Below are 24838 nucleotides of genomic sequence, written 5' to 3'. Positions count from 1 at the left end.
CGCTGCCTGCATCTTGCCGCTCCATCCCCAGTCCCAATGGCGGCACGTCGAAAAGGAGGGACAGTCCTTGCCGTCCACCCTGAAAGGCCTGACACCCCCGTGTCCCTTCCACTGGTAAACGCCTATCCCAACCCGCCCTCCCCGCTTTAGCATGCTTTTCACGGCCTGTATGTTGCTTGCGCGCAGGACCGGCGCTGTGGGCATCAGGGCGTCTCAGACAAGGCGAACAGCTAAGGGGAACCTCTGCCATGTTTCCCCAAGAAGGAGACAACACATGTCGATCACCATGGCGCTGTACTTTGCGCTGGCGTGCGGCTTGGCCGCAGTGCTTTATGGCTTCATCCAACGAAGCTGGATTCTCAGCCAGGACCCTGGCAACCCTCGCATGCAGGAGATCGCCCTGGCGATCCAGCAGGGTGCGGCCGCCTACCTGGCCCGTCAATATCGCACCATCGCCATCGTCGGCGTCGTGCTGGCCATCCTCATCGGTGTCGCCCTCGACGGAGTCACCGCCGTCGGCTTCGTCGTCGGGGCCGTTCTCTCCGGCGCCTGCGGCTTCATCGGCATGAACGTCTCGGTGCGGGCCAATGTCCGCACGGCGCAAGCGGCCACCCAGGGCATGGCCCCGGCGCTCAATGTGGCCTTCAAGGGCGGCGCCATCACCGGCATGCTGGTGGTCGGCCTTGGCCTGCTGGGGGTGGGCCTGTTCTTCCTCTGGGTCAGCAACAACCTCCAGAACACCGACAGCAACGCCCTCAAGCCGCTGCTCGGCTTTGCCTTCGGTTCCTCCCTCATCTCCATTTTTGCCCGCCTCGGCGGCGGCATCTTCACCAAGGGCGCCGACGTGGGGGCGGACCTGGTGGGCAAGGTGGAAGCCGGCATCCCCGAGGATGATCCGCGCAACCCGGCCGTCATCGCCGACAACGTCGGCGACAACGTCGGCGACTGCGCCGGCATGGCGGCCGACCTCTTCGAAACCTACGCCGTCACCCTCATCGCCACCATCGCCCTGGGTGCCCTCACCTTCGGCGGCATGTCCACCGCCGCGCTGGTCTATCCACTGGTGCTGGGCGGAGTCTCCATCATTGCCTCCATCGTCGGCTGCGGCTTCGTCAAGGCCAGCCCCGGCATGAAGAACGTGATGCCCGCGCTCTACAAGGGCCTCATCGTGGCGGGCGTGCTCTCCGCCGTCGCCTTCTACTTCATCACCCGGGCCCTGTTCCCGCAGGACCTGACCCTGCCGGGCGGCCAGACCATCGGCGCGCACCAGCTCTTCTTCTCCTGCCTGGTCGGCCTGGTGCTCACCGCCGCCATGGTGTGGATCACCGAGTACTACACCGGCACCGACTACAAGCCGGTCCAGCACGTCGCCCAGGCGTCCACCACCGGCCACGGCACCAACATCATCGCGGGCCTGGGGGTCTCCATGCGCTCCACCGCCTGGCCGGTGATCTTCGTGTGTATCGCCATCCTGGTGGCCTTCAAGCTGGCGGGCCTGTACGGCATCGCCATCGCGGCCACCGCCATGCTCAGCATGGCGGGCATCGTCGTGGCGCTGGATGCCTATGGCCCCATCACCGACAACGCCGGCGGCATCGCCGAAATGGCCAACCTGCCCGACAGCGTGCGCGACATCACCGACCCGCTGGACGCCGTGGGCAACACCACCAAGGCCGTCACCAAGGGATACGCCATCGGCTCGGCCGGCCTGGCAGCACTGGTGCTCTTCGCGGACTACACCCATGCGCTGGAAAGCCGCGGGCTCACGGTCAGCTTCGACCTGAGCAACCACATGGTCATCGTCGGCCTGTTCATTGGCGGCCTGATTCCGTATCTGTTCGCCGCCATGGCCATGGAGGCGGTCGGCCGCGCGGCCGGCTCGGTGGTGGAAGAAGTGCGCCGCCAGTTCCGGGAGATCAAGGGGATCATGGAAGGCACCGGCAAGCCGGAATATGGCCGCGCGGTGGACATGCTCACCGCGGCCGCCATCAAGGAAATGATCGTGCCCTCGCTGTTGCCGGTGGTGGTGCCCATCATGGTGGGCCTGGTGCTCGGCCCGGCTGCGCTGGGCGGGCTGCTGATGGGCACCATCGTCACCGGGCTGTTTGTGGCCATCTCCATGTGCACCGGCGGCGGGGCCTGGGACAACGCCAAGAAGTACATCGAGGACGGCCACCATGGCGGCAAGGGCAGTGACGCCCACAAGGCGGCCGTCACTGGCGACACGGTCGGCGACCCCTACAAGGACACGGCCGGCCCGGCAGTCAATCCGCTGATCAAGATCATCAATATCGTGGCGCTGCTGATCGTGCCGCTGCTGCCGGCCGTGGGCGGCACCGGGCCGGCGGCGGGCGCCCAGACGCCGCCGCCGATCAGCGCCCCGGCCCCAGAGGTGTCGGCACCCACGGTGCCCGACGCCGTGGCCAGCGGCCCGACCGAGGCCGCCAGCGGCTTGGCGCCTGCGGCCTCGCAGCCCTGAACCCCCAGGCCAGGCGTGAGGCTGGCGCCGCCCATCGCCCGATGCACCGATTCAGGGCGAAGATCTCGCCAAAATTCCGGGCGGCGGGGGCGCCCAACACCGGTCCCCGGGGAAACGCCAAGAAATACCGCTCGAAGTCCGGCTGTTTGGGCTTTGAACCGCCGGTTGGGCGGGGCAGAATCGGGCAAACGCCACACAGAAACCTCCAGGGACCAGCGCCACCATGACCAGCCAGGCCACGGCCATCACGCCGCGCGAACTTGACCGCCGCCGCGAAGAACTGGCTGACCTCCAGCGGCAATTGGCCGATGGCGAAAAGGCCTACGCGCAATGCCGTGCCCAACTGCAGCGTTTCATCGACCGCTACGTCGCCACCCTGGGGCCGCTCTACATGGAGCTCGATGCGCTGGAATCCCAGCTGTATTGCGCCATGCGCTACCTGCACGAGGCCCTGGGCCGAAATGGGGTCGATACCCGCGCCCCGGAGCCACCGCGTGCCACGACGATGCCGATGCTGCTGCAGCTGCCTCCTGGCGCACCGCTTCCACCGGAACCGGAGGGCGGCCTGGTGCATATCGGCCCGCCGCCGCTGAAGACGCTCTACCGGCGCGCCGCCATGCGCCTGCACCCCGACCTGGCGCCGGACGACCAGGAACGTCGGCATCGGGAACGCAAGATGGTGGAGGTCAACGAGGCCTATGCAGCCGCCGACCGCGTCCGCCTGGAAGAGCTGCTGCTGGCCGCTGGTGAAAGCCTGTTCAAGGTCAAGGGCGGTGACGCGGATGCGGTGATGGCCTGGCTGCGCCAGGCGGAGCGCAGCGTCCAGGGACGGCTGCGCGTGGTCCAGGCCCATGCAGCCCTGCTGGCCAACCATGCCATGCATCAGCTCGGCGAGGCCATTGAACGTGCCGAACGCAAAGGCCTGCAGCCGCTGACCATCATGGCCAACCGTCTGCGTGCCCAGATCACCGAGCGCCGTCAGGAGCTCTATATCGGGCAGCGCCTGCAGCCCGAATCCGGCATGGCGGAAGCCTTCCTGCGCCAGCGGCAACAGCGCATGGGCGGCGGCATCACGGCGTCGTTCTGACCATCAGGCGGGCATCGACCCGCCTGCACAGCGCTCTGGCCCCTCAGCGCCTGGCCGGCGTTGCATCCAGGCCAGTGGCGGCCGCCCACGCCAGCATTTCCGCCCCGATCCGGTCCAGTAGCTGCGCGATCGCCCGTACCGCGCCGTCGGCATCGCCACCTGCCGGCGCCGAGCCTTCAAACGTCTTGCGTGGGCCCGCTCCGGTGAGCGCTTTCGCCGTGATGAGCGTGGCGCTCAGGCGCAGCGTGATCTCGCTCTGCGTCGCGCTGGAGAAGCGCTGCACAAAGTCCTCCAGGTCCACCACCAGGCTCACTGGCGGCGCGCTGTCGGCGCCCGGTGCCAGCTCGGCGCGGCTGGCCAGTTGCTTCAGGCGGCCCGCCACCAGCGTCGGCACGGGTGCAGCCCAGCGGCTGTCACGGTAGGCGCGACGGGTGTAGGGGTCGGTGTAGTCGAGCCGGTAGACCACGGCGAAGCCCTGCATCAGCTCAGACGCGGACACGGCCTGGACGTCCACGCGGCGCGGCAGTGGCGCCGGGCCACGCCAGGTCGGTGCGGGCCCCAGGTCCAGACTGCGAGGCGGCGCAGGCCGGCTGGCGCAGGCCGCCAGCCACGGCAATGCAGCACCGCAGACCAGCGCGGAGAGAAGCGCGCGGCGACCAGTGAATGGCGCGGCAGATTCGACAGTTTCCCGCTCAGTGCCGGCAGCCGTCATGGTGTCGGCGACTTCGCTCGCAGCCGTCTTCAGGCTCATGGCGGTGCTCACATTCTTCACAGAGGGCTTCAACTCATTGCTCCTTGCCGCTCGGGTCGAAGCCCGCTTCCCCCGGGCCGGCTGGCGCCGGACGCGGGCCCAGGAGGAGGCTTTGCGGTTGATCGCTCAGGCCCTGCGCGGCGCGTTCCAACGCCCGTGCCGCACGAGACAGGTCATCCACCAGCGCCTGCTGGCGAGGCCGCTCGTTCGCGCCCACCAGCGCCTGTTCTATCCGCTTGATTGAGGCCTGCAACTGCGCCGCCGCGTCGCCGATCTTGTCCAGTTCGGCGGCACGCGCCTTGTAGGCATCAACCATCTCTCCGCCCTGCTGGGCCAGGTGATCCACCCGCCCCAGCGTGTGCTGGCCGGCCACCACCAGGCCATCCGCATTCTTGATCAGCGAGGGCAGCGCCTTGGCCGTCGGGTGCAGTTCGCTGACCAGTTGATTGAGCCCGGCCGAGGCCTCCTTCAGCTGCGTCAACGTCTGGCTGAATTGCTGCTGGTTCGAATCGTTCAACACCAGGTTGATGCGCTTCATCGTGTCCATCGCCGTGGCAGCGAGCTTGGGGCCGATGTCGGTGAGCTGGTCCAGGATGGACGGTGCCAGTGCAATGCGCCGCGTCTGCAGCACGCTCTGCTGCGGATTGGCGGGCGGCTCGCCATCATTGAGGTCGATGAACGAAAGGCCGGTGATGCCCTGGTAACCCAGCTTGGCAACCGTACCCGCGGTGATGGGGGCATCCACATCCACGTCGATGCCCACCAGGATCTGGCGCGGCTCCGCCGGGTCGAAGCGGATGCTCGCCACCTTGCCGATCATCACGCCCCGCAGCTTGACCGGTGCCTTCACGTTCAGGCCGGGCACACCCGCGCGCGACACCACGGTGAACGACTGGGTGTCACCCCGGCTGTCGCGGAACCACATCACCACCGCGACCAGCGCGGCCCCCAGCAGCAGCACGAACAGGCCAGTGGCCAGGGCGTGGGCTTTGTTTTCCATGAGATCGATCGGGTCCGGGTTGTGAGGAGAGGGGCAGGTGCCGGTCAGGCCGGCTGCGGATGGGCGAGCGCCGGATCGGCGGGCAACGGGTCATCCTGGTGATGCAGGGCATCGCGGAAGCTGCGGATGTTGTCTTCGGCGCAGCGCTGCACATGGCCCAGGAAGAAATTGCGGATGAAGGGATGCGACATCTGCACCACCTGCTCCAGCTTGCCGTGCGCCACCAGATGCTGGTCTGACAGCACGGCGATGCGGTCCACCAGCGCGAACAGCGTGTCCACGTCATGGGTGACCATCACCACGGTGAGGTCCATCTCGCGCTTGAGGCTTTCAATGAGCTGGACAAAACGCTTGGAGCTGGCCGGGTCCAGACCCGCCGTGGGTTCGTCCAGAAACAGCAACTGCGGATCCATGATCAACGCCCGCGCCAGGGAGACCCGCTTGATCATGCCCCCGGACAGTTCGGCCGGCATCTTGATGCCGTCCTCCGGCTTCAGGCCCACCTGTTGCAGCTTCTGCATCACCAGCTCGGCGATCAGGTCCTTGGGCAGACTCTTGAGCTCGCGCAGCGGCACGGCGATGTTGTCGAACACGGAGAGCGCCGAGAACAGCGCGCCCTGCTGGAACAGCACCCCCCAGCGATGGCGCACCTGCGCCAGATCGGTCGCCTCGCAATTGCCCAGCTTGTGGTTCAGCACCAGCACTTCGCCCTCGGTGGGCCGCTCCAGGCCGAGCATCAGGCGCAACAGCGTGGTCTTGCCGCTGCCCGAGCCGCCGATGATGCCCAGCACCTCACCGGCTTGCACGTCCAGGCTGATGTCCTTGTGGATGCGCACGCCGCCTAGCACGGTGCCGACATGGCGCACCGAGATCGCCACCTGATGGGCCGGTGCTGCCGCTTGTGTCTGATTCCGGATGCCGCTCATGCCTTGATCCCCACGTCAGAGAACATCACTGCGAAAATCGCGTCCACCACGATCACCATGGTGATGGATGAGACCACCGAATCCGTGGTGCCTGTGGCCAGGCTTTCACTGTTGGGCTTGATGCGCAGGCCGAAATGGCAGGCCACGAACGCGATCAGCACCCCGAAGACCGCCGATTTGGTCACCCCCAGCCACAGGTTGGCCACCGGCACCGACGCGGGCAGCCCTTGCAGGAACTGCACATAGTCCAGCCCCAGGGTGGCCCGTGCGGCCAGCATGCCCCCCAGCAGCACCATGCAGCTGGTCCACACCGTCACGAGGGGCAAGGACAGTGCCAGTGCCGCCATCTTCGGGAACACCAGCCGCACGGTGTGCGAGATGCCCATGACCGACAAGGCGTCCAGTTCCTGGGTCACCCGCATCACGCCGATCTGGGCTGTCATGGCGGATCCACTGCGCCCGGCTACCAGGATGGCGGCCAGCAAAGGGCCGAGTTCCCGCCACACGCTGATGCCCAGGATGTTGATCACATAGATGTCGGCGCCGAAATTCTGCAGCTGCTTGGCGATCAGATACGAAAGCGTGACCCCCACCAGCACGCCTACCAGGGCGGTGATGCCCAAGGCCTGGGCACCGCTGCGGTAGATATGCGCGGAGATGTCACGCCAGGCGATCAGGCTGGGCTGGCGGAGCATCCGCCCGCAGTCCTGCACCACCTGCCCGAACAGCGCCACAGCATCCAGCAGGTGGTGGGCCATGTTCAGCAGGCCCTGGCCCAGCATCCGGGCGCTTTCCAGCCGATGCGGCCGGGCGGGCTTGCCCTGTTTGGCGCTCAGGCGGGCAAACAGGGCCTGGAACATCGAGCCGGCAGGGCCGGGTGGCCACTGAAGCTGGTCGGGCTGTTTGCGGCCCCAGGCCTGCCAGAGCAGCAAGGCCCCGGTGGGGTCCATGCGGCTGATGGCACTGAGGTCCCACGACACGCCAGACTTGGGCAAGCCGGCCAGCTCGGCGCGCAAGGCCTCCACGCGCTCACGCAAGGACAACAGCGTCCATTCGCCCTCCAGCCGGGCCAGCCACTGCCCATCCGCCTGGCTGCGCAGGAGGCGGGGCGAGGGATCGATGACAGACGCTTGCTCCATGACGTTCACAGCATACCGGTCCGGCCGACCGCCTGGCGCGGGTTGCGCATCTTCCTGCCAGGAGACCGGCCACTAGATGGCCCAAATGGGGAAGCGCCCTCCTTAAGGCAAGCTCTGGCAAAAGCTCTGAAGGACGCTCAAAAAGCAATGCGCTGCCGCAGGTCCTCCAGATAGGTGCGGCTGCACGGCAGGCGCCGGCCGCCCTGCAGGCGCAGTTGGGCATCACCTGCTTCGGTGGGTTCAATGGCTTCGATGATGGAAATCCGAACCAGATAGCTGCGGTGGACGCGCACAAACTGTGCCGGATCCAGCCGTTGATCAAACGCGGCCAGGCTGCTGCGCAACGGGTAGTCGTGGCCCTGTCGATGCAGATTCACGTAGTTCCCGCAGGCTTGCACCCATTCAATCTCGGCCACGGGCAGCAGGAATTCAGTGCCCAGCTTCTTGACCAACAGACGCTCCGGGCGAGCAGCGGGAGGCTGGGTGGAGGGAGCCGCAGTGGAGGGAGCCGCAGTGGTGGGAGGCTGGATGACGGACGGCTGGATAACGGGAGCTGCGGCGGTGAGAGCCGCTGTGATGGGCTGGGCGGCGTCCACGCGAGCGCGGGTGACATCGGCGGCGGGCTCGGCGACCGCTACTGCGGCGGCAGGGGTATCGTGTGCGGAACCCGTCGGTGGCACGGGCACGGGCACGGGCACGGGAACATCGAACCGGCCTGGAGGCATCCGGCCGGCCTCACGCATCACTGAAGGGGCCTCGCCCTCCAACGGAGGGGTCTCCCGCACCACCGAAGGGGTCTCCCGCACCACCGAAGCGGTCTCGCGCCCTCCCGACGGTGCCTCATCCAGCAGGCTCGCCTCTCCCTGCAACCGCCAGAGCAGCAGCCGATAGCTGCCGATCAGCGCCACGGCCAGCGCGTAGCTGCGCACATCCTTCAAGGCCTCGTAGCCCAATTCACGGGGCCAATTCCCAAAATCGTACTGGGCGCCCAGGCTGGCGTAGGTCAGCTTGCGCAGGCCCACCATGCCCAGCACATGGGCCATGCTGCACAGCAGGCTGAACAGCAGGTGATACGGCAGATGACGCCGCCACAGTCCCCAACGCAGCGGTTTGGCATCCATGCCCCGGATGATCAGCGGCACCAGCAGCATCCACATCAGGGCACTGGACGCCTCCCAGGTCACCGGTTCCCACCAGTCGAAGTCCAGGCCCATCCGCCGGATGTCGAGATAGACGGTCGTGGCATTGGCTGCGGCGGACAGGCTCAGCAACAGCACCCAGGCCGTTCGTTCAAAGACGACACGCCGTTGCAGGTAGGAGCGCAGCCAAAGGTCCTGGGTCATGGCGGCGGAGTGTAGGGGGAGGCCGTCACGTCGGGGCCACGGCTCGTCACTGTGTGGGGGCGGCTCGTCACATTCCTGCGGCCGCGCGGCTCGCAGGCGCGACGCTAGCGCCATGAACACATCCCTGAACCACCTGCCACGCCGGGACCACGGGCGCCTCACTGAACTCGACTGGTTGCGTGTCATCGCCTTCGGCCTGCTGATCCTTTATCACGTGGGGATGTATTACGTGAGCTGGGATTGGCATGTGAAGTCGCCTCGGCTCGTCCCCGGGCTGGAGGCCGCGATGCTCTGGCTCAACCCCTGGCGTATGTCGCTGCTGTTCCTGATCTCCGGCGCGGCCATCGGGCTGATGGTGGAACGCGGCAGCCAGGGGCTGATCCGTCAACGCAGCGCGCGCTTGCTGCTGCCCCTGCTGTTTGGCATGGCGGTGGTGGTGCCCCCCCAGTCCTACCTCCAGGTGGTGGAGAAGTTTGGCTATGCCGGCAGCTACCTGGACTTCCTGCAGCTCTATGCGCATGCTTATCACGGCTTTTGCAGCGACAGCGCCGACGGGCGGACCTGCCTCACCCTGCCGACCTGGAACCACCTCTGGTTCCTGCCCTACCTCTGGTGCTACACCATGCTCGCGTTGTTGCTGTGCAAGGCCGGCCCCTGGACCCGCCATGCGGGCTGGTCTGGGCTGGTGTCCGGGACGCGGGTGCTGTGGGTGCCCTGGCTGGTGCTGGCGCTGCTGCGTCAGCACCTGATGCCCCTGTTCCCGATCCGCAATGACCTGGTGCATGACTGGTACCACCATGCTTTGTCGCTCTCGATGTTTGTGGTGGGCATGGCGCTGTTCGGCCATCGCGACGACCGGCATGGCGCGTGGGCAGCGGTGCATCGCTGGCGCTGGGTGGCGCTGGTGCTGGCCGTGGTGGTGCAGATCAGCTTCCAGTGCTGGAGCGACAGTTATGGCGACAACGAAGATGTGTCGACGGCCAGCCTGATGGCCTTGCGGGTGCTCTCGAGCGGCCGGCAATGGTTGCCACTGGTGGCGGTACTCGGATGGGGACGCCACTGGCTGGCGCAGCGCGACAGCCTGACATTACGTTGGCTGACCCAGGCCGTGTTTCCGTTCTACATCGTGCACCAGACGGCGACGGTGGTCAGCGCTCACTGGCTGGCACAACAACAGTGGCCCTTGGCGCTGGAAGCCGCTGCGGTGGTGGCCTTCACCGTGGTGGTGTGCGGGGCGGCAGCCTGGCTGGCCATGCAGGTGTCCTGGCTGCGGCCTTGGATGGGGTTGGCGCCCAAAGGCCCCGAGGCCTTGAAGACGCTGAAAGCATTGAATGACTCAGACGCCTTGAACGAGTCGAAAGCCTTGAACCAGTCGAAGACCTGAAAGTACGGCCTGAAAGAATGGCCGGTAGGAACGGCCCGGAACACCGACCTGAAAAGCAAAACGCCTGGTACTTTGCAGTACCAGGCGCTCAGTCTTCTTATAAATGGTCGGGGTGGCGGGATTCGAACTCGCGACCCCTTGCACCCCATGCAAGTGCGCTACCAGGCTGCGCTACACCCCGACGAAGACTTAGATTCTATACGCGTTTTCTAGGCTCAAGCAAGCAAACTCTCTCGAATGGCCAACAATTCTTCTCTCACTTCTTCCAGCGACAGCTTTTCAAGTGAGACGCTGGTGTGCGCAGCACCGTCGGCCACGTCTGCAGCGAGTGCACGTTGCGGCTCACGACCCAGACCATCGCGGGCCAACACATCGCGGGCCTGTACATCACGCCATTGAAGATCGCGCAGCGGTGCATGCTCGGCCGCCGCCTGGGCCTCAGCGCGGAACTCCTGCGCATGGCTGGCCGTGCCCTGGCCACCGTGCCCGCCATGGTGGGCGTCGGTGAGCTGATTGCGGGCACCACTGATGGTGAAGCCCTGGTCATACAGGAGGTCGCGAATGCGGCGGATGAGCAGCACCTCATGGTGCTGGTAATAGCGGCGGTTGCCGCGCCGCTTCATCGGCTTGAGCTGGGTGAATTCCTGTTCCCAATAGCGCAGCACATACGGCTTCACGCCGCACAACTCGCTCACCTCACCGATGGTGAAGTAGCGCTTGGCGGGAATGGCGGGAAGCGTGATGTCCATTGGAATCAGGTGCTCCGGCAGCTGGAAGGGAGGTCAGACTCTACTCGAAGTCTCCGGCAGCAGGCGCGTTCCCTTGCACAGCTTCTTTCAATTTGTGACTGGCATGAAATGTCACAACGTTACGAGCCTTGATGGGAATCGCCTCGCCGGTGCGTGGATTGCGGCCAGGACGGGGCGCCTTGCGGCGGATGTTGAAGTTGCCATAGCCCGACAACTTCACTTCGCGGCCACTGGAGAGGCTGTCGTGGATGATGTCGAAGAAGGCCTCGACCATGTCCTTGGACTCGCGCTTGTTCAGGCCGAGCTTGTCGAACAGCAGTTCGGCCAGCTCCGCCTTGGTCAGCGTCGGCGTTTCCAGGCTGCCCAGCAGCACCCTCGCCTGGTCCTTGATGTCATCGTCGCTCATCGGCTTCCCTCTTCTCTCCCGCGTCCTCGTTCCTTTTCCTCAGCCGGGGCCACCCTGACCGGGGCGGCCCAGCGTGGCCGGGGCCTCAGCCCCGCAGACGGGCCCCGAGCTGTTCTCCCAGCCGGGTCACCACCTTGGCCACCGCCTGCTCGATGCGTTCATCGGTCAGGGTGTTGTCGTCATCCAGCAGCTCCAGGCGCACGGCCAGGCTGCGTTCACCCGCCTTCAGCTCCGCAGTCGGCTGGGCCGGCTTGAAGACATCGAACAGACGGGCGGAGCGTACCAGGGTCTCGCCGCTGCCTGTGATGGCATTCATCAGGGCGGCATGGGTGACCTGTTCGCCCACGATGACGGCCAGGTCGCGCTGCACGGCCTGCAAGCGCGCCACGCCCTTGCCCTGCGGCACCAGCCGCGACAGCACCGCATCCAACGCCAGTTCGAACAGCACGGGTGCGGACGGCAACTCGTAGCTTTGGCGCCACTTTGGATGCAGTTCACCCACCACGCCGATGTCCTGCCCGTCCAGCAGCACACGGGCGCTGCGGCCCGGATGCAGCGCCGGATGCACCGTCGCCTCGAACTGCAGGGCGCGCGGCGCAAACAAGGCTTCCAGGTCGCCCTTCACATCGAAGAAGTCCACCGGACGATCGCACTCACCCCACTGCTGCTGGTCCGCACTGCCCCAGGCCAGGCCAGACAGGCGCAGCGGCTGGCGCACGCCGGCAATGGTGGTGTCGCTCTCCAGCACGGTGGCGTCACGCAGGAATACGCGGCCGATCTCGAACAGCCGCACGCGCGGCGCCTTGCGGGCCAGGTTGTTGCGCAGGGCCTGGATCAGGCTGCCCATCAGGCTGGAGCGCATCACCGCCAGCGGCGCGGCGATCGGGTTCAGGAGCTGGATCGGCTGTTCATTGCCGGCCAGCTCACGCTCCCAGCGCGATTCCACGAAGCTGAAATTGATGGTTTCGAAATAGTCGCGTGCGGCCACGGCGTGGCGCAGCGCATGCACGCTGCGACGCGCTTCGCTCGGCACCTTGCCGACCACCGGCGCCAGCGGCGGCGTGGCGGGCAGCTTGTTGTAGCCCAGCACCCGCACGACTTCCTCGATCAGGTCTTCCTCGATCTGGATGTCGAAACGGAAACTCGGCGGCACCACCGTCAGCACGCCAGGGGCGGAGACGGTGTAATCCAGGCTCAGACGTGTGAAGACGGTTTCGCAGTCCGCTTGCGTGATGGCCATGCCGATCACCTTGGCGGCCCGTGCCACCCGCAGGGCCACGGGCCGGCGCTCCGGCATGGCGACCACGTGGTCGTCCATCGGGCCGGCTTGGCCGCCGCAGATCTCCTGGATCAATTGGGTGATGCGTTCGATGTGGTCGGTTGTGCCCGAGGGGTCCACGCCGCGCTCGAAGCGATGGCCCGCGTCAGTCGAGAAATTGAACTTGCGCGACCGGCCCATCACAGCCTTGGGCCACCAGAACGCGGCCTCGACATAGACATTGGCCGTCTCGTCCGACACGGCGGTGGCGTCACCGCCCATGATGCCGGCCAGCGATTCCACCTGTTGGCGGTCCGCGATGACCCCCACGGTCTCGTCCAGCTCAATGGTGTTGCCGTTCAGCAGCTTGAGCTGTTCACCCTTGCGACCCCAGCGCACCACCAGTTCGTCATGGATCTTGTCCAGGTCGAAGATGTGAGAGGGGCGGCCCAGCTCGAACATCACGTAGTTGGAGATGTCCACCAGCGGGGACACCGAACGCTGGCCGCAACGGGCCAGGCGGTCCACCATCCATGCGGGCGTGGCGGCCTTGGTGTTGACGCCGCGCACGATGCGGCCGGAGAAACGGCCACACAGGTCGGCGGCTTCCACACGCACGGGCAGCTTGTCCTGATGCGTCACGGCCACCGGCGTGATCTGCGGGGCCTGCAGCGGCGCGCCGGTCAGCGCGGAGACTTCACGCGCAATGCCGTAGACGCTCAGCGCATGAGCCAGGTTGGGGGTGAGCTTGAGGGTGAACAGCGTGTCGTCCAGCTGCAAGTGCTCACGGATGTTCTGGCCCAGGGGCGCATCGGCGGCCAGCTCCAGCAGGCCACCATGGTCCTCGGCCAGCTTCAGCTCACGGGCCGAGCACAGCATGCCGAAGCTCTCGACACCACGCAGCTTGCCCACCTTGATCTTGAAAGGCTTGCCGTCTTCACCGGGCGGCAGTTCTGCACCCACCGTGGCCAGCGGCACGCGGATGCCCACGCGCGCATTTGGCGCGCCGCAGACGATCTGCAGCAGCTCGGGCCCACCCGCATTGACCTTGCACACCCGCAGGCGGTCGGCATCCGGATGCTGCACGGCCTCGACGATCTCGGCCACCACGATGCCGTGGAAGGGCGGCGCCACCGGGCGAAGCTCTTCCACCTCCAGGCCGGACATGGTCAGCAGCTCGGCCAGCTCTTGTGTATTCAGCGAGGGGTTGCAGAAGGCCCGCAGCCAGGACTCAGGGAATTGCATGTCGATGTCTTTCGAGTTCTTCTTACTTGAATTGCGACAGGAAACGCAGGTCGCCATCAAAGAACAGGCGCAGGTCATTCACGCCGTAACGGAGCATGGCCAGGCGGTCGATGCCGGAACCGAAGGCAAAGCCGATGTACCGCTCCGGGTCCAGGCCCATGTTGCGGATCACCTGGGGGTGCACCTGGCCGGAGCCGGACACCTCCAGCCAGCGCCCCTTCAGCGGACCGGTGCCGAACATCATGTCGATTTCGGCGCTGGGTTCGGTGAACGGGAAATAGCTGGGACGGAAGCGGATCTCCATGTCCGTCGTCTCGAAGAACTGCTGCATGAAGTTCACGTAGACCGACTTCAGATCCTTGAAGCTGATGTTCTCGCCCACCCACAGGCCTTCGACTTGGTGGAACATGGGGGAGTGGGTGGCGTCGCTGTCCACCCGGTAGGTCCGGCCCGGCGCGATCACGCGGATCTCGGGCATGGCCTGGCCCGCATCGATCCGGTGCTGATGCTTCTTGACGTGCTGCACCGCATAGCGGATTTGCATCGGGCTGGTGTGGGTGCGCAGCACAAAACCGTTCTCGACATAGAAGGTGTCATGCATGGAACGCGCGGGGTGATCCGCCGGCGTGTTCAGCGCGGTGAAGTTGAACCAGTCGTTCTCGATTTCGGGGCCATCGGCCACATCGAAACCCATCGAACCGAAGATGGCCTCGATCCGCTCCATCGCCCGAGTGATCGGATGCAGCGAGCCCATGCCGCGTTGGCGGCCCGGCAGCGTCACATCCAGCGCCTCGGCCTTGAGCTGGGTCTCGAGCTCGGCATCCGCCAGGGCCTGGCGACGTGCCGTGAGCGCCGACTCGATGCCCTGCTTGAGCAGGTTGATCTGCGCACCGCGAGTCTTCTTTTCCTCGACCGGCAGTTGGGCCAACCCCTTCATCAGCTCGGTCACCTGGCCGGCTTTGCCCAGGAAGCGGGCCTTGGCGTTTTCCAGGTCAGCGGACGTGGCGGCGGCGGCGAATTCACCGCTGGCCTGTTGCAGCAATTGATCGAGATCGTTCATCGCGGGGCGACTCAATTCGGAACAGACAATAAGAAAAGGCCGAACACCGAGGTGCCGGCCTTTGAAAAGTGGCGCCTCGGCGAACCGAGGCGGCCGCAGCCGCCCGCGTGAGCGGGCAGCATGAGGCCATTAAGCGAGAGCGGCCTTCACCTTGGCGAAGATGCTGGCAAAACCAGCAGGATCGTTGACGGCGAGATCGGCCAGGACCTTGCGGTCGATGTCGATCTGAGCCTTCTTCAGGCCAGCCACAAACTTGCTGTAGCTCAGACCCAGGCCACGGCTTGCCGCGTTGATACGGGCAATCCACAGCTGGCGGAACACGCGCTTCTTGGCACGGCGGTCACGGTAGGCGTATTGGCCCGCCTTCATCACCGCCTGCTTGGCGATGCGGAAGACGTTCTTACGACGACCACGGAAGCCCTTGGCCAGAGCCAGGACCTTCTTGTGACGAGCACGTGCGGTTACACCACGTTTGACGCGAGGCATGTTGTATCTCCTTCTCTACAGCTGGATTACAGACCAGCGAAAGGCAACATCGCAGCGATGTGGCCCATGTTGGTCTCATGCACGTTCGTGGCGCCGCGGAGCTGACGCTTGTTCTTCGTGGTCTTCTTGGTCAGGATGTGGCGCTTGAACGCCTGACCGCGCTTGACGGTACCACCCGGACGAACGCGAAAACGCTTCTTCGCGCTGCTCTTGGTCTTCATTTTGGGCATGACTGCTCCTTAGAAATGCGTCCCTTCAGGCGGCCGCGTGAACCGCTGCACTTGATGGCCTGGAGGAGACTAATAAGCCCGTCGACGACCCATCGACGGGCTGAACCTGCACGGAATGTTTCCGAGGAGACATTCGCCGAGCCGCCCCACGTTCCCGTGAAGGACAAGGACGGCTCACGTGCATTCTTAACGGGCCCAGGTGACACACCTGGGTCTCGTTAAGAATGCACCCCCGAGGGGGAGGCACCCACCCTGTAGGGGTGGGGGATGGCCCCGCGTCGCTGCGGAGCCGGAAGCATCAGGACGGCCGCATCAGGACCGTTTCTTGGGCGCCAGCACCATGATCATCTGACGACCTTCGAGCTTGGGCATGTGCTCAACAACCGCCACATCCGACAGCTCATCACGAATGCGCTCCAGCATGCGCATGCCGATGTCCTGGTGGGTGATTTCGCGGCCGCGATAACGCAGCGTGACCTTGCCCTTGTCGCCGTCTTCAGCGATGAAGCGACGCAGATTGCGCATCTTGATCTGGTAGTCGCCTTCGTCCGTACCCGGACGGAATTTGACTTCCTTGACTTCGATGACCTTCTGCTTGGACTTGGCCTCCGCCGCGCGCTTCTGCTCCTGGTACTTGAACTTGCCGTAGTCCATCAACCGGCACACCGGCGGAACGGCCGTGGCGGCAATTTCGACCAGATCGACGTCCAATTCTCCAGCCATGCGAAGCGCTTCCTGGATGCTGACGATACCGATCGGCTCGTTTTCAGGACCATTCAGGCGGACTTCAGGGGCAAGGATTTCACGGTTCAGCCGATGCTTACGCTCGGGAATCGCACGACGGTCAGCAAAAGTAGCGATGGTGGTTACCTTTCAGCGGGCGTTGGCAGGGCCCGGATGATCAACAAAAAGCAAAGCGCGCCCGACTCAGGCCTTCTCAGCGATGGCGGAAGACAGCTTTGCAGCGAAGTCTTCCAGCGACATCACCCCCAGGTCCTGGTTGCCACGGGCGCGCACTGCAACAGCCCCGTTCGCCTTCTCTTTGTCGCCGACGACGAGGATGAACGGGGTCTTCTGCAGGGAATGCTCACGGATTTTATACGTGATTTTTTCATTCCGCAAATCCGCCTGGGCCCTAACCCCTTGTTTTTGCAGCGCTTTCACAATATCAGCGACGTAATCCGCTTGGGCATCAGTGATATTTGCCACGACGACCTGCGTCGGCGCCAGCCAAACCGGCAGTGCGCCGGCATGTTGCTCGATCAAGATGCCGATGAAACGCTCCAGACTGCCGACGATGGCGCGGTGCAGCATCACCGGGGCGTGGCGCTCGCCATCCTCCGCGACATATTCCGCCCCCAGGCGGCCCGGCATCGAGAAATCCACCTGCATGGTGCCGCACTGCCACTGGCGGCCGATGGCGTCCTTCAGCGTGTATTCGATCTTGGGGCCGTAGAAGGCGCCATCGCCCGGGGCGATGATGAAGTCCACGCCGGAGGCGCGCAGCGACTCCATCAGCGCGAACTCGGCCTTGTCCCAGACCTCGTCGGAACCGATGCGGGCCTCGGGACGGGTGGCGACCTTGTAGATGATGTCGCTGAAGCCAAAGTCCTTGTAGACCTTCTGCAGCAGCGCCGTGTAGGCGACGCACTCGGCCAGGATCTGGTCTTCGGTGCAGAAGATGTGGCCGTCGTCCTGCGTAAAGCCGCGCACCCGCATGATGCCGTGCAGGCCACCGGTGGGTTCGTTGCGGTGGCACTGGCCGAACTCGCCGAAACGCAGCGGCAAGTCGCGGTAGCTCTTGATGCCGTGCTTGAAGATCAGGATGTGGCCGGGACAGTTCATCGGCTTGAGCGCGTAGTCACGCTTTTCCGACTCCGTCGTGAACATGTTGTCGCGGTACTTGTCCCAGTGGCCGGTGGCTTCCCACAGCGACTTGTCCAGCAGCTGCGGGCCCTTGACCTCCTGGTACCCGTTGTCACGGTACACGCGGCGCATGTACTGCTCCACCTCCTGCCAGACTGTCCAGCCCTTGGGGTGCCAGAACACCACGCCGGGCGCGTGTTCATCGATGTGGAACAGATCCAGATCCTTGCCAAGCTTGCGGTGGTCGCGCTTTTCCGCCTCTTCCAGCATGCGCAGGTAGTTCTGCAGATCATCCTTGGTGGCCCAGGCCGTACCGTAGATGCGCTGCAGCTGTTCGTTGCGATGGTCGCCGCGCCAGTAGGCACCGGCCACCTTCATCAGCTTGAAGTGCTTGAGCTTGCCGGTGGAGGGCACGTGCGGGCCGCGGCACAGGTCGGTGAAACCGCCCTCGGCATACAGCGACACATCCTCATTGGCCGGGATGCTCGCAATGATCTCGGCCTTGTAGGCCTCGCCGATGCCCTTGAAGTAGCTCACCGCCTCGTCACGCGGCAGCACCGAACGGACCACCTTCTCGTCCTTCTTCGCCAGTTCGGTCATCTTGGCCTCGATGGTGGCCAGATCCTCGAGCGTGAAGGGGCGCTTGTAGGAGAAGTCGTAGAAGAAGCCGTTCTCGATGACAGGGCCGATGGTGACCTGCGCCTCGGGGAACAGCTCCTTGACGGCGTAGGCCAGCAAGTGGGCGGTGGAGTGACGGATCACATCCAGGCCTTCGGCGTCCTTCTCGGTGATGATCGCCAGCGGCATGTCGCGGTCGATCAGATAGCTCGTATCAACGACCTTGGCGTCTTCGCCGGCACCCACACGGCCGGCCAGGGCGGCCTTGGCCAGGCCTGTGCCGATGGACGCAGCCACTTCGGCCACGGTGACCGGCTGGGAAAACTCACGCTTGGAACCGTCGGGGAGTTGGATGGAAATCATGAACTGTTACTCCGGAAAACGAAAAGCGCGGCCCACTTGCCGCGCTTTTGCTGGGCCCCCACAGATGGCGCCTAGAGCGCCATCTGCCGCCCACCGCCCCCCAGGGGGCTGCGGGCCGGCTTGGGGCGCCCCGGCGCCAACCCTCTGCGCGCACCAGAACCCCGATGGAACCCCGCTTGAAAGGGCACTTGAAAAGGCGCTTGAACGGCGCTTGAACGGCGCTTGAACGACGTTTGAAAACGACGCTTCGCGCGTCCGGCGCGACTGGATGCAAAAAAGGCGGCACTGATCATAACCGAGGCCGCCTGAGGCTGGCCCGGGGGACGGGTCAGCGCGACAGACTGAGCCTGGCGGGGGAACGGTTCATAGTGCCTGCACTTCCAGGCTCGGGCGGGCGCAGGCGGCTTGCAATTCCTCGCGCAGGCGCTCCGCTTCGCGCACGGCTTTCAACCAGTCGCGTGCGCGGCTCGCCACGTCCTCGCCATAGAACCTGAAATCATTGCGATCAGGCAATTTGCCGTTGGGCAAGGTCTTCACCCATTCCGGATTCGGGGTCAGCAACACCACGTTGTCCAGGAAACCACTGGGGCGGTGGCGGTGGCGCAGCGCCTTGTCCAACCAGCCCGGGATGACCTGGCGCTGGAAATGCGGGTAGAGCACAAGCCCCTCCCCCACCATGGCCGCATAGTTGAGGTGGAGGTGATAGTCGGTGATCCCGCCGTCCCAATAAGCCCCAGTGGGCGCGCCGGCAATGTCCTGAACGGCCAGCAGCCAGAACGGGATGGAGCAACTGGCCAACACACTGGGCAGAAGATTGCCGGCATTCAACACCACCTGCTGACTGCGGTAGTCATGCAAGGGCATGGGCAGCGGTGAGCGCTCATCCGAAAACACCACCCGCTCCAGCCAGGTGCCCATGGCCCGCCGCGATACCGCGTTGGTGGCAAAGGCGCCCAGGTAGCCCAGCGGCGTACGCCAGCGGCTTTCGCGCCCCAGCACATGCCGCCCGCGCGAGGTGAAGACATGGAGCCGGTATTGCGGGTGGTTCAGCACCTCGGCCTCCCGCCCTCCAAACACTTCTTCCAGCTTCGCCAGAAACTGGCGCGAGACCGTGCTCGGCAACGGCTGCTTGCCAGGACGGGTGTCGTAGGTCTGGTGCGCATAGTCGTGCGCCAGCCGCGCAAATTCATCCCGCGTCTGAGCCGCTCCCCGAGCGACGCAGGCCGTGGCCATGCGCCACGCGCCAATGGAGGCCCCCAGCAAGTGGACCGGCAGCCCACCCGACGGCAGGAACTCGCCAAACAGGAACTGGTCCACCGGGTTGAGGATCAAGCCCTTGGGCCCGCCCGCCGCACCAGGCACCACATGAACATCTTCCGCGCGAAGGCCTCGTTCACGCAGACGCGCACGCGCCTTCGGGCCAGCCAGGATCTGCAATGCCTGCATCAGCGCAACGTCCTTTCTTCGCACCCGGGTGTGCCCCGGGGCGCCCTGTTGTCAGAGCTTCATTTCAAGGGCCACGCCCAGCCAGGTGCGCATACCGCGCTCGACCCAGCCGTAATCGCCCGCCACCGTGGTGAGCGTCTGCGTGTCCAGCGGGGCCAGATTATTGGCCGAGACACGCAAGGAAGTCCTGGGGGAGAAAGTCCATTGTGCGAATACGTCCAGTGACCGCGCACGCGAGGTCTCCAGCGACTGCAGGTCCGTCTGCCGGGTCACATACCCGGGCGTGAAACTCAGGTTGGCGCCGGTGCTCAGCGGCAGGCTGGTCATCCGGTAGTCAAAGCCGACGTTGCCCATCCACGGTTGCTGCTGGTCCAGCCGGTTGTCCGGCCCGTTCACGGCCTTCACGCGGGAGCGATACACGCTCAACGAACTGCGCAGGTTCAACGCCGTCTTGGGGTTGACCAGCCAAGGCAGGAGCTCCCCCGCCCTCCCCTTGAGCTCCATCTCCACGCCGGAGGTCTGCGCCCGCGAGAAGTTGGTGGGCCGCAGCACGTAACGCGGCGTCGGCACCAGAACGCTGGCGGGCTCCAGCGTGGTGACGTTGCGGATCAGGTTGTTGATGTTGCGGTGGAAGAAGCCCAGGCTGAACAGCCCGCCGCCGGTCAGGTAGTGCTCATACGCCACATCCAGCCCGGTAGCCAGCTCGGGCTTGAGCGTGGGGTTGCCCACCCGGTCCGGCGAGAGCTGGTCGTTGGCCTGCGTCTCCAGCGGGTACTTGCTGTTCAGCGTGTAGCGGCCCATCAGCTGGGTCAGCTCCGGCGCCTTGTAGCTGCGGGTGATGCTGCCCCGGATCATGTCCTTGCCCTTGGGGTCGAACTTGTAGTTCAGGTGCCACAAGGGGGTGAGCACGCTGCTGGTGTTGCGCGCGTCCAGGTCCACGCCGTGGCTGGTGCTGACGATGCGCTCGTTACGCAACCCGATGTAGGTGGACCACTGCGGGCTGATTTCCCATTCGTCCTGGATGTAGAAGGCCTGGCGCTGGATGCGCGCGCCGAAGTCCTCGCCGTTCAGGGTTTCCAGCTGCGGCAGGCCGTTCACCAGCGTGGTGCGTGATTCGGTACGGCGGCGCCATTCGAGATCCCAACCCACCGTGACGGTATGGTCCTCGCCCAGCAACTGGCTGTATTTGCCGGCCTGCGTGTAGCCCCGGTCGCGATTGCTGCCCAGCGCGTCGATCGGCTCATCCGGGTCGTAGGTGGTGTTGTTGAAGCTGGCGCGGGCATCCTGGATCCCCGCCTTCAACTCCACCCGCTGGGTGTCGCTGAAGCGGTTGTTCCACTGCGCATTTGCACGCAGCATCTGCCAGGTGCCGTCGTTGTCGGAGTCGTGGTCCAGTTCCGGGGTCTTGTAGACACCGTCCGGCGTGGTGCGCACGTCGGTGCTCCACCAGCCCTTCTGGGCAAACCCCTGCAAAGCCACGGTCTGGTCGTCGTCAATGCGCCAGTTCAGGCGCGGCGAGCTGTTGAAGCCGTGGCCATAGTTCAATTGGCTGCCATGCTGGGAGGCGACCACCGGCTGGTCGTTTTCGTCGGTGCCGGGCCGGGCCGCATCCACCGTGGTGCGGGCCCGCCACTGGAAGCCGGACAGCGGCACCGAGATGGCCGCCGGGCCGATCTTCTCGCCGAAGGTGAAGGTGGCGCTGGGCACCGGATGCTCGATGTTGTAGCCCAGCCCCACACGCAGGTCGCGCTGGCTGACGCGGGGAGCGTCCTTGAGGATGATGTTGATGGCGCCGGCCACCGCTTGGGCACTCTGGTCCGCCGTCGGCCCCTTGGTCATCTCGATGCGCTCGACCTGCGCGGGATCCAGCTGGTCCAGCTTGAAGCCGGGAGGCGCCGGGTCCCCATTGATCAGGATCAGCGTGTAGCCCGACCCCAGCCCGCGCATGCGAGGGGAACCGTCGGCCACATTCACGCCGGGGAGGCGCTTGAGTACGTCGGCCACATTGGTGTCGCCGTACTTGTCCAGTTCATCGCGCCCGTAGATCTGCTTGGCCACAGGCGCGCGGCGGCGCAGGTCGGTGTCGCTCTGCTGGCGGCCGGAAATCTCCACGCGATCCAGGCGGCGGGAGCTGGTTTCGGCGCCCGGGGCGCCGTTGATGTCCTGCGCGAGCAGGGCGGGAGACGTGAGGGCCAGGACGGGCAGGGCGACGAGGGCGGAGAGGGCCGTAAATGGACAGGTCCGGACGACGACATGCGAGGCAAAGAGGCTGGACTTCAAGCGGAACTCCGCAGTGGACAGTCAATGGAGGGGATGGCCGGCCCCCTACCCACCCCTCCCCTGCTGCCGCACCGGTTCTTCGCCCGATTGCCGCTCTTCCTGGGGGTCCAAGTACGGACGACTGCCACGATGCGCCCATCATGGCAGGCCCGTGTGTCCGTGCTGAAGGTCAGTGGCGCGCTTTCAACACAATCCCGCAACGAATCATGAAAAACGCCGCCCGAAGGCGGCGTTCAACACATCATCAGGCCCGGAGCCGGGCACGGGTCAGGCTGCCCGCCGGTGCTCAGCGCTTGAGCTTGGCGAACGCGGCTGCCATGGCATTGCCCGCCGGTGCGGCGCCGCGATCACCCCCGCGGTCACCGCCACGATCATTGCCACCGTGAGGCCGCCCACCCTGGCGCTCATGACGTGCCGCCGGACGGAAGCTGTTGTCCGGCTTCGCGCCGCCACGCGGGGCCTGGGCGTCCAGCTTCATGGTCAGCGAGATGCGCTTGCGGGCCATGTCCACTTCCAGCACCTTCACCTTGACGATGTCGCCGGTCTTGACCACCTCGCGCGCGTCGTTGACGAACTTGTTGGAAAGCTGGCTCACATGCACCAGCCCGTCCTGATGGACCCCCAGATCCACAAACGCACCAAACTGGGCCACGTTGGAAACCGTGCCTTCCAGCACCATGCCTTCCTTGAGGTCCTTCAGGTCTTCCACGCCGTCATTGAAACGGGCCACCTTGAAGTCCGGACGCGGGTCCCGGCCCGGCTTTTCCAGCTCGGCCAGGATGTCTTTCACCGTGATGGCACCGAAGCGCTCGTCGGCAAAGGCTTCCGGCTTGAGCGTGCGGATCACGTCGCTCTTGCCCATCAGCTCGGTGATCGGGCGAGCCATCTTGTCCAGGATGCGTTGCACCACCGGATAGGTCTCCGGGTGCACGCCGCTCACGTCCAGCGGGTTGTCGCCATCGCGGATACGCAGGAAACCCGCCGACTGCTCAAAGGTCTTCGGGCCCAGGCCACTCACGTCCAGCAGCTGCTGACGGTTGCGGAAGGCACCATTGGCATCACGCCAGCGCACGATGGCGTTGGCCACGCTGCCCGACAGGCCGGACACCCGTGACAGCAGCGGTGCGGACGCCGTGTTCAGGTCCACGCCCACCGAGTTCACACAGTCTTCCACCACCGTGTCCAGCGTACGCGCCAGCTCACTCTGGTTCACATCGTGCTGGTATTGGCCCACGCCGATGGACTTGGGATCGATCTTGACCAGCTCGGCCAGCGGATCCTGCAGGCGACGGGCAATGGACACCGCCCCGCGCAGCGACACGTCCAGTTCCGGCAATTCCTTGGAGGCGAATTCGGACGCGGAATACACCGACGCACCCGCCTCGCTGACCACCACCTTCTGGATCTCGGTGCCGGACGCGGCATCACCCAGCATCTGCTGGATGCGCTTGATCAGGTCGGCGGCCAGCTTGTCGGTTTCCCGCGAGGCCGTGCCATTGCCGATGGCAATCAGGTTGACGCCGTGGGTGGCGCACAGCCGGCCCAGCGTATGGATGGAACCTTCCCAATCCCGCTTGGGCTCATGGGGGTAGACGGTGGACGTATCCAGCACACGGCCGGTGTTGCTCACGATGGCCACCTTCACGCCGGTGCGGATGCCAGGGTCCAGCCCCATCACCACACGCTTGCCCGCCGGTGCGGCCAGCAGCAGGTCGCGCAGGTTCTCGGCGAACACCTTGGTGGCCACCTTCTCAGCCTCTTCGCGCAGGCGCGAGAACAGGTCGCGCTCCAGGCTCAGGGACAGCTTGACCTTCCAGGTCCAGGCGATGGTCTTGCGGATCAGTTCGTCCGAGGCACGCTTGGTATGGGTCCAGCCCAGGTGGCGCGCGATACGGCCTTCGGCCATCGTGGGCTGGCCAGGCACGACCTCCTCGTCCAGCACCAGCTTGGCGTCCAGGAATTCCTGCGTGCGGCCACGGAACACGGCCAGCGCCCGGTGCGACGGCACGGTACGGATGGGTTCTGCGTAGTCGAAGTAGTCGCGGAACTTGGAGATGTCGGGGTTGTTCTCGTCCTTGCCGTCCATCAGCTTGGACTTGAACAGGCCTTCTTCCCACAGCCATTCACGCAGCTTGCCGATCAGCGCGGCGTCTTCCGCCCAGCGCTCGGAGAGCAGGTCACGCACCCCGTCCAGCACCGCCAAGGCGTCGGCAAAACCGGCGTCGGCATTCAGGAAGCTGGCGGCCTCGGCCATGGGGTCCAGCGAGGGGTCGGCATACAGCTTGTCCGCCAGGGGCTCCAGGCCGGCCTCGCGGGCGATCATGCCCTTGGTGCGGCGGCGCGGCTTGTAGGGCAGGTAGAGGTCTTCCAGCTCCTGCTTGGTGGGCGCGGCGCTGATGGCGGCGGCCAGATCGGGGGTGAGCTTGCCCTGCTCCTCGATGCTCTTGAGCACCGCCTCGCGGCGCTCTTCCAACTCGCGAAGGTAGGACAGGCGCACTTCCAGTTCGCGCAGCTGGATGTCGTCCAGGCCATCGGTGGCTTCCTTGCGGTAACGCGCGATGAAGGGCACGGTGGCGCCTCCATCCAGCAGTTCCACAGCGGCGTTGACCTGTGCCGGGCGCACGTTCAGCTCGGCGGCAATCTGAAGAAGGATTTTGTCCAAGACAACTACGGCCCGGGTCGGGCGATGAGAACAGAAGGAACGTGGCAGTTTGCCACAGCC

The 24838-nt window shown here is 65.4% G+C and carries 19 protein-coding genes and 1 tRNA gene; 3 read left to right on the top strand and 17 right to left on the bottom strand.

Translation table 11 applies throughout. From position 1 onward, the window contains the following. Window positions 1-274: 274 nt before the first annotated feature. Both BMY53_RS11130 and BMY53_RS11125 read left to right on the top strand, forming a co-directional pair. A complete protein-coding gene (locus BMY53_RS11130) occupies window positions 275-2479 on the top strand; it encodes a sodium-translocating pyrophosphatase (RefSeq protein ID WP_092946485.1) in 2205 nt (734 codons plus the stop codon). A 223-nt stretch (window positions 2480-2702) separates the two neighbouring features. Then, window positions 2703-3566: a J domain-containing protein gene (locus tag BMY53_RS11125; protein WP_092946483.1), complete on the top strand. Its 864-nt coding sequence runs from the start codon at window positions 2703-2705 to the stop codon at window positions 3564-3566. Between the two features lie 43 nt (window positions 3567-3609). Here BMY53_RS11125 and BMY53_RS11120 read toward each other — a convergent pair whose 3' ends face one another. From BMY53_RS11120 to BMY53_RS26365, 5 genes are all read right to left on the bottom strand, one after another. Next, window positions 3610-4350 (bottom strand): ABC-type transport auxiliary lipoprotein family protein, encoded by a 741-nt coding sequence (locus tag BMY53_RS11120; RefSeq protein ID WP_092946481.1) that lies wholly within the window; start codon window positions 4348-4350, stop codon window positions 3610-3612. Window position 4351: 1 nt separating this feature from the next. Beyond that, window positions 4352-5317, bottom strand: a complete 966-nt coding sequence (locus BMY53_RS11115) for an MlaD family protein (protein ID WP_092946479.1) — start codon at window positions 5315-5317, stop codon at window positions 4352-4354. A 44-nt stretch (window positions 5318-5361) separates the two neighbouring features. Continuing rightward, window positions 5362-6243, bottom strand: a complete 882-nt coding sequence (locus BMY53_RS11110; RefSeq protein WP_092946477.1) for an ABC transporter ATP-binding protein — start codon at window positions 6241-6243, stop codon at window positions 5362-5364. Beyond that, window positions 6240-7382 (bottom strand): ABC transporter permease, encoded by a 1143-nt coding sequence (locus BMY53_RS11105; protein ID WP_092946475.1) that lies wholly within the window; start codon window positions 7380-7382, stop codon window positions 6240-6242. Before BMY53_RS11105 ends, BMY53_RS11110 begins: the two co-directional genes overlap by 4 nt. A gap of 137 nt (window positions 7383-7519) precedes the next feature. Beyond that, the gene (locus BMY53_RS26365) at window positions 7520-8725 is read right to left on the bottom strand and encodes a LytTR family DNA-binding domain-containing protein (protein ID WP_255370140.1); all 1206 of its coding nucleotides are present in this window, start codon (window positions 8723-8725) and stop codon (window positions 7520-7522) included. 112 nt (window positions 8726-8837) lie between these two features. Between BMY53_RS26365 and BMY53_RS11095 the strand changes: the two genes are divergently transcribed. Further along, a complete protein-coding gene (locus BMY53_RS11095; protein ID WP_177200828.1) occupies window positions 8838-10109 on the top strand; it encodes an acyltransferase family protein in 1272 nt (423 codons plus the stop codon). A gap of 104 nt (window positions 10110-10213) precedes the next feature. On the opposite strand, the gene BMY53_RS11090 is transcribed toward BMY53_RS11095, so the two are convergent. The 12 genes from BMY53_RS11090 to BMY53_RS11035 form a co-directional block, all read right to left on the bottom strand. After that, window positions 10214-10290: transfer RNA gene (locus BMY53_RS11090), tRNA-Pro, on the bottom strand. A gap of 34 nt (window positions 10291-10324) precedes the next feature. Then, window positions 10325-10858: a MerR family transcriptional regulator gene (locus BMY53_RS26360; RefSeq protein ID WP_255370139.1), complete on the bottom strand. Its 534-nt coding sequence runs from the start codon at window positions 10856-10858 to the stop codon at window positions 10325-10327. 40 nt (window positions 10859-10898) lie between these two features. After that, on the bottom strand, window positions 10899-11264 hold the full coding sequence (locus BMY53_RS11080) for an integration host factor subunit alpha (RefSeq protein WP_092946471.1): 366 nt from the start codon (window positions 11262-11264) through the stop codon (window positions 10899-10901). 85 nt (window positions 11265-11349) lie between these two features. Then, the gene (pheT, locus tag BMY53_RS11075) at window positions 11350-13767 is read right to left on the bottom strand and encodes a phenylalanine--tRNA ligase subunit beta (protein ID WP_092946469.1); all 2418 of its coding nucleotides are present in this window, start codon (window positions 13765-13767) and stop codon (window positions 11350-11352) included. A gap of 22 nt (window positions 13768-13789) precedes the next feature. Next, window positions 13790-14827, bottom strand: coding sequence for a phenylalanine--tRNA ligase subunit alpha (gene pheS, locus BMY53_RS11070; RefSeq protein WP_092946467.1), 1038 nt, complete (start codon window positions 14825-14827; stop codon window positions 13790-13792). A gap of 129 nt (window positions 14828-14956) precedes the next feature. Further along, a complete protein-coding gene (gene rplT, locus BMY53_RS11065; RefSeq protein ID WP_058934277.1) occupies window positions 14957-15313 on the bottom strand; it encodes a 50S ribosomal protein L20 in 357 nt (118 codons plus the stop codon). A 26-nt stretch (window positions 15314-15339) separates the two neighbouring features. Further along, the gene (gene rpmI, locus BMY53_RS11060) at window positions 15340-15543 is read right to left on the bottom strand and encodes a 50S ribosomal protein L35 (RefSeq protein WP_092946465.1); all 204 of its coding nucleotides are present in this window, start codon (window positions 15541-15543) and stop codon (window positions 15340-15342) included. A 312-nt stretch (window positions 15544-15855) separates the two neighbouring features. Then, complete coding sequence (gene infC / locus BMY53_RS11055; RefSeq protein WP_218151220.1) at window positions 15856-16404, bottom strand: translation initiation factor IF-3; 549 nt, start codon at window positions 16402-16404, stop codon at window positions 15856-15858. Window positions 16405-16470: 66 nt separating this feature from the next. Beyond that, window positions 16471-18390, bottom strand: a complete 1920-nt coding sequence (thrS, locus tag BMY53_RS11050) for a threonine--tRNA ligase (protein WP_092946460.1) — start codon at window positions 18388-18390, stop codon at window positions 16471-16473. 363 nt (window positions 18391-18753) lie between these two features. Beyond that, entirely contained in the window at window positions 18754-19836 is a 1083-nt protein-coding gene (locus BMY53_RS11045) for a patatin-like phospholipase family protein (RefSeq protein ID WP_092946458.1), read from the bottom strand. 51 nt (window positions 19837-19887) lie between these two features. Then, the gene (locus BMY53_RS11040; protein WP_092946456.1) at window positions 19888-22116 is read right to left on the bottom strand and encodes a TonB-dependent receptor plug domain-containing protein; all 2229 of its coding nucleotides are present in this window, start codon (window positions 22114-22116) and stop codon (window positions 19888-19890) included. 286 nt (window positions 22117-22402) lie between these two features. After that, window positions 22403-24778, bottom strand: a complete 2376-nt coding sequence (locus BMY53_RS11035) for a Tex family protein (protein WP_092946454.1) — start codon at window positions 24776-24778, stop codon at window positions 22403-22405. Window positions 24779-24838: the final 60 nt, after the last annotated feature.

Origin of the sequence: Roseateles sp. YR242, assembly GCF_900109745.1 — a bacterium.
Classification (GTDB): domain Bacteria; phylum Pseudomonadota; class Gammaproteobacteria; order Burkholderiales; family Burkholderiaceae_C; genus Roseateles.
The sequence above is the reverse complement of the archived record's forward strand: the minus strand, read 5'-3'. Positions and strand labels throughout refer to the sequence as shown.

Excerpts from the sequence above, each read along its gene's own strand:
- BMY53_RS11130 (WP_092946485.1), top strand. The coding sequence starts at position 275 with ATGTCGATCACCATGGCGCTGTACTTTGCGCTGGCGTGCGGCTTGGCC.
- BMY53_RS11125 (WP_092946483.1), top strand. The coding sequence starts at position 2,703 with ATGACCAGCCAGGCCACGGCCATCACGCCGCGCGAACTTGACCGCCGC.
- BMY53_RS11115 (WP_092946479.1), bottom strand. The coding sequence starts at position 5,317 with ATGGAAAACAAAGCCCACGCCCTGGCCACTGGCCTGTTCGTGCTGCTG.
- BMY53_RS11110 (WP_092946477.1), bottom strand. The coding sequence starts at position 6,243 with ATGAGCGGCATCCGGAATCAGACACAAGCGGCAGCACCGGCCCATCAG.
- BMY53_RS11105 (WP_092946475.1), bottom strand. The coding sequence starts at position 7,382 with ATGGAGCAAGCGTCTGTCATCGATCCCTCGCCCCGCCTCCTGCGCAGC.
- BMY53_RS26365 (WP_255370140.1), bottom strand. The coding sequence starts at position 8,725 with ATGACCCAGGACCTTTGGCTGCGCTCCTACCTGCAACGGCGTGTCGTC.
- BMY53_RS11095 (WP_177200828.1), top strand. The coding sequence starts at position 8,838 with ATGAACACATCCCTGAACCACCTGCCACGCCGGGACCACGGGCGCCTC.
- BMY53_RS26360 (WP_255370139.1), bottom strand. The coding sequence starts at position 10,858 with ATGGACATCACGCTTCCCGCCATTCCCGCCAAGCGCTACTTCACCATC.
- BMY53_RS11080 (WP_092946471.1), bottom strand. The coding sequence starts at position 11,264 with ATGAGCGACGATGACATCAAGGACCAGGCGAGGGTGCTGCTGGGCAGC.
- pheT (WP_092946469.1), bottom strand. The coding sequence starts at position 13,767 with ATGCAATTCCCTGAGTCCTGGCTGCGGGCCTTCTGCAACCCCTCGCTG.
- pheS (WP_092946467.1), bottom strand. The coding sequence starts at position 14,827 with ATGAACGATCTCGATCAATTGCTGCAACAGGCCAGCGGTGAATTCGCC.
- rplT (WP_058934277.1), bottom strand. The coding sequence starts at position 15,313 with ATGCCTCGCGTCAAACGTGGTGTAACCGCACGTGCTCGTCACAAGAAG.
- rpmI (WP_092946465.1), bottom strand. The coding sequence starts at position 15,543 with ATGCCCAAAATGAAGACCAAGAGCAGCGCGAAGAAGCGTTTTCGCGTT.
- thrS (WP_092946460.1), bottom strand. The coding sequence starts at position 18,390 with ATGATTTCCATCCAACTCCCCGACGGTTCCAAGCGTGAGTTTTCCCAG.
- BMY53_RS11045 (WP_092946458.1), bottom strand. The coding sequence starts at position 19,836 with ATGCAGGCATTGCAGATCCTGGCTGGCCCGAAGGCGCGTGCGCGTCTG.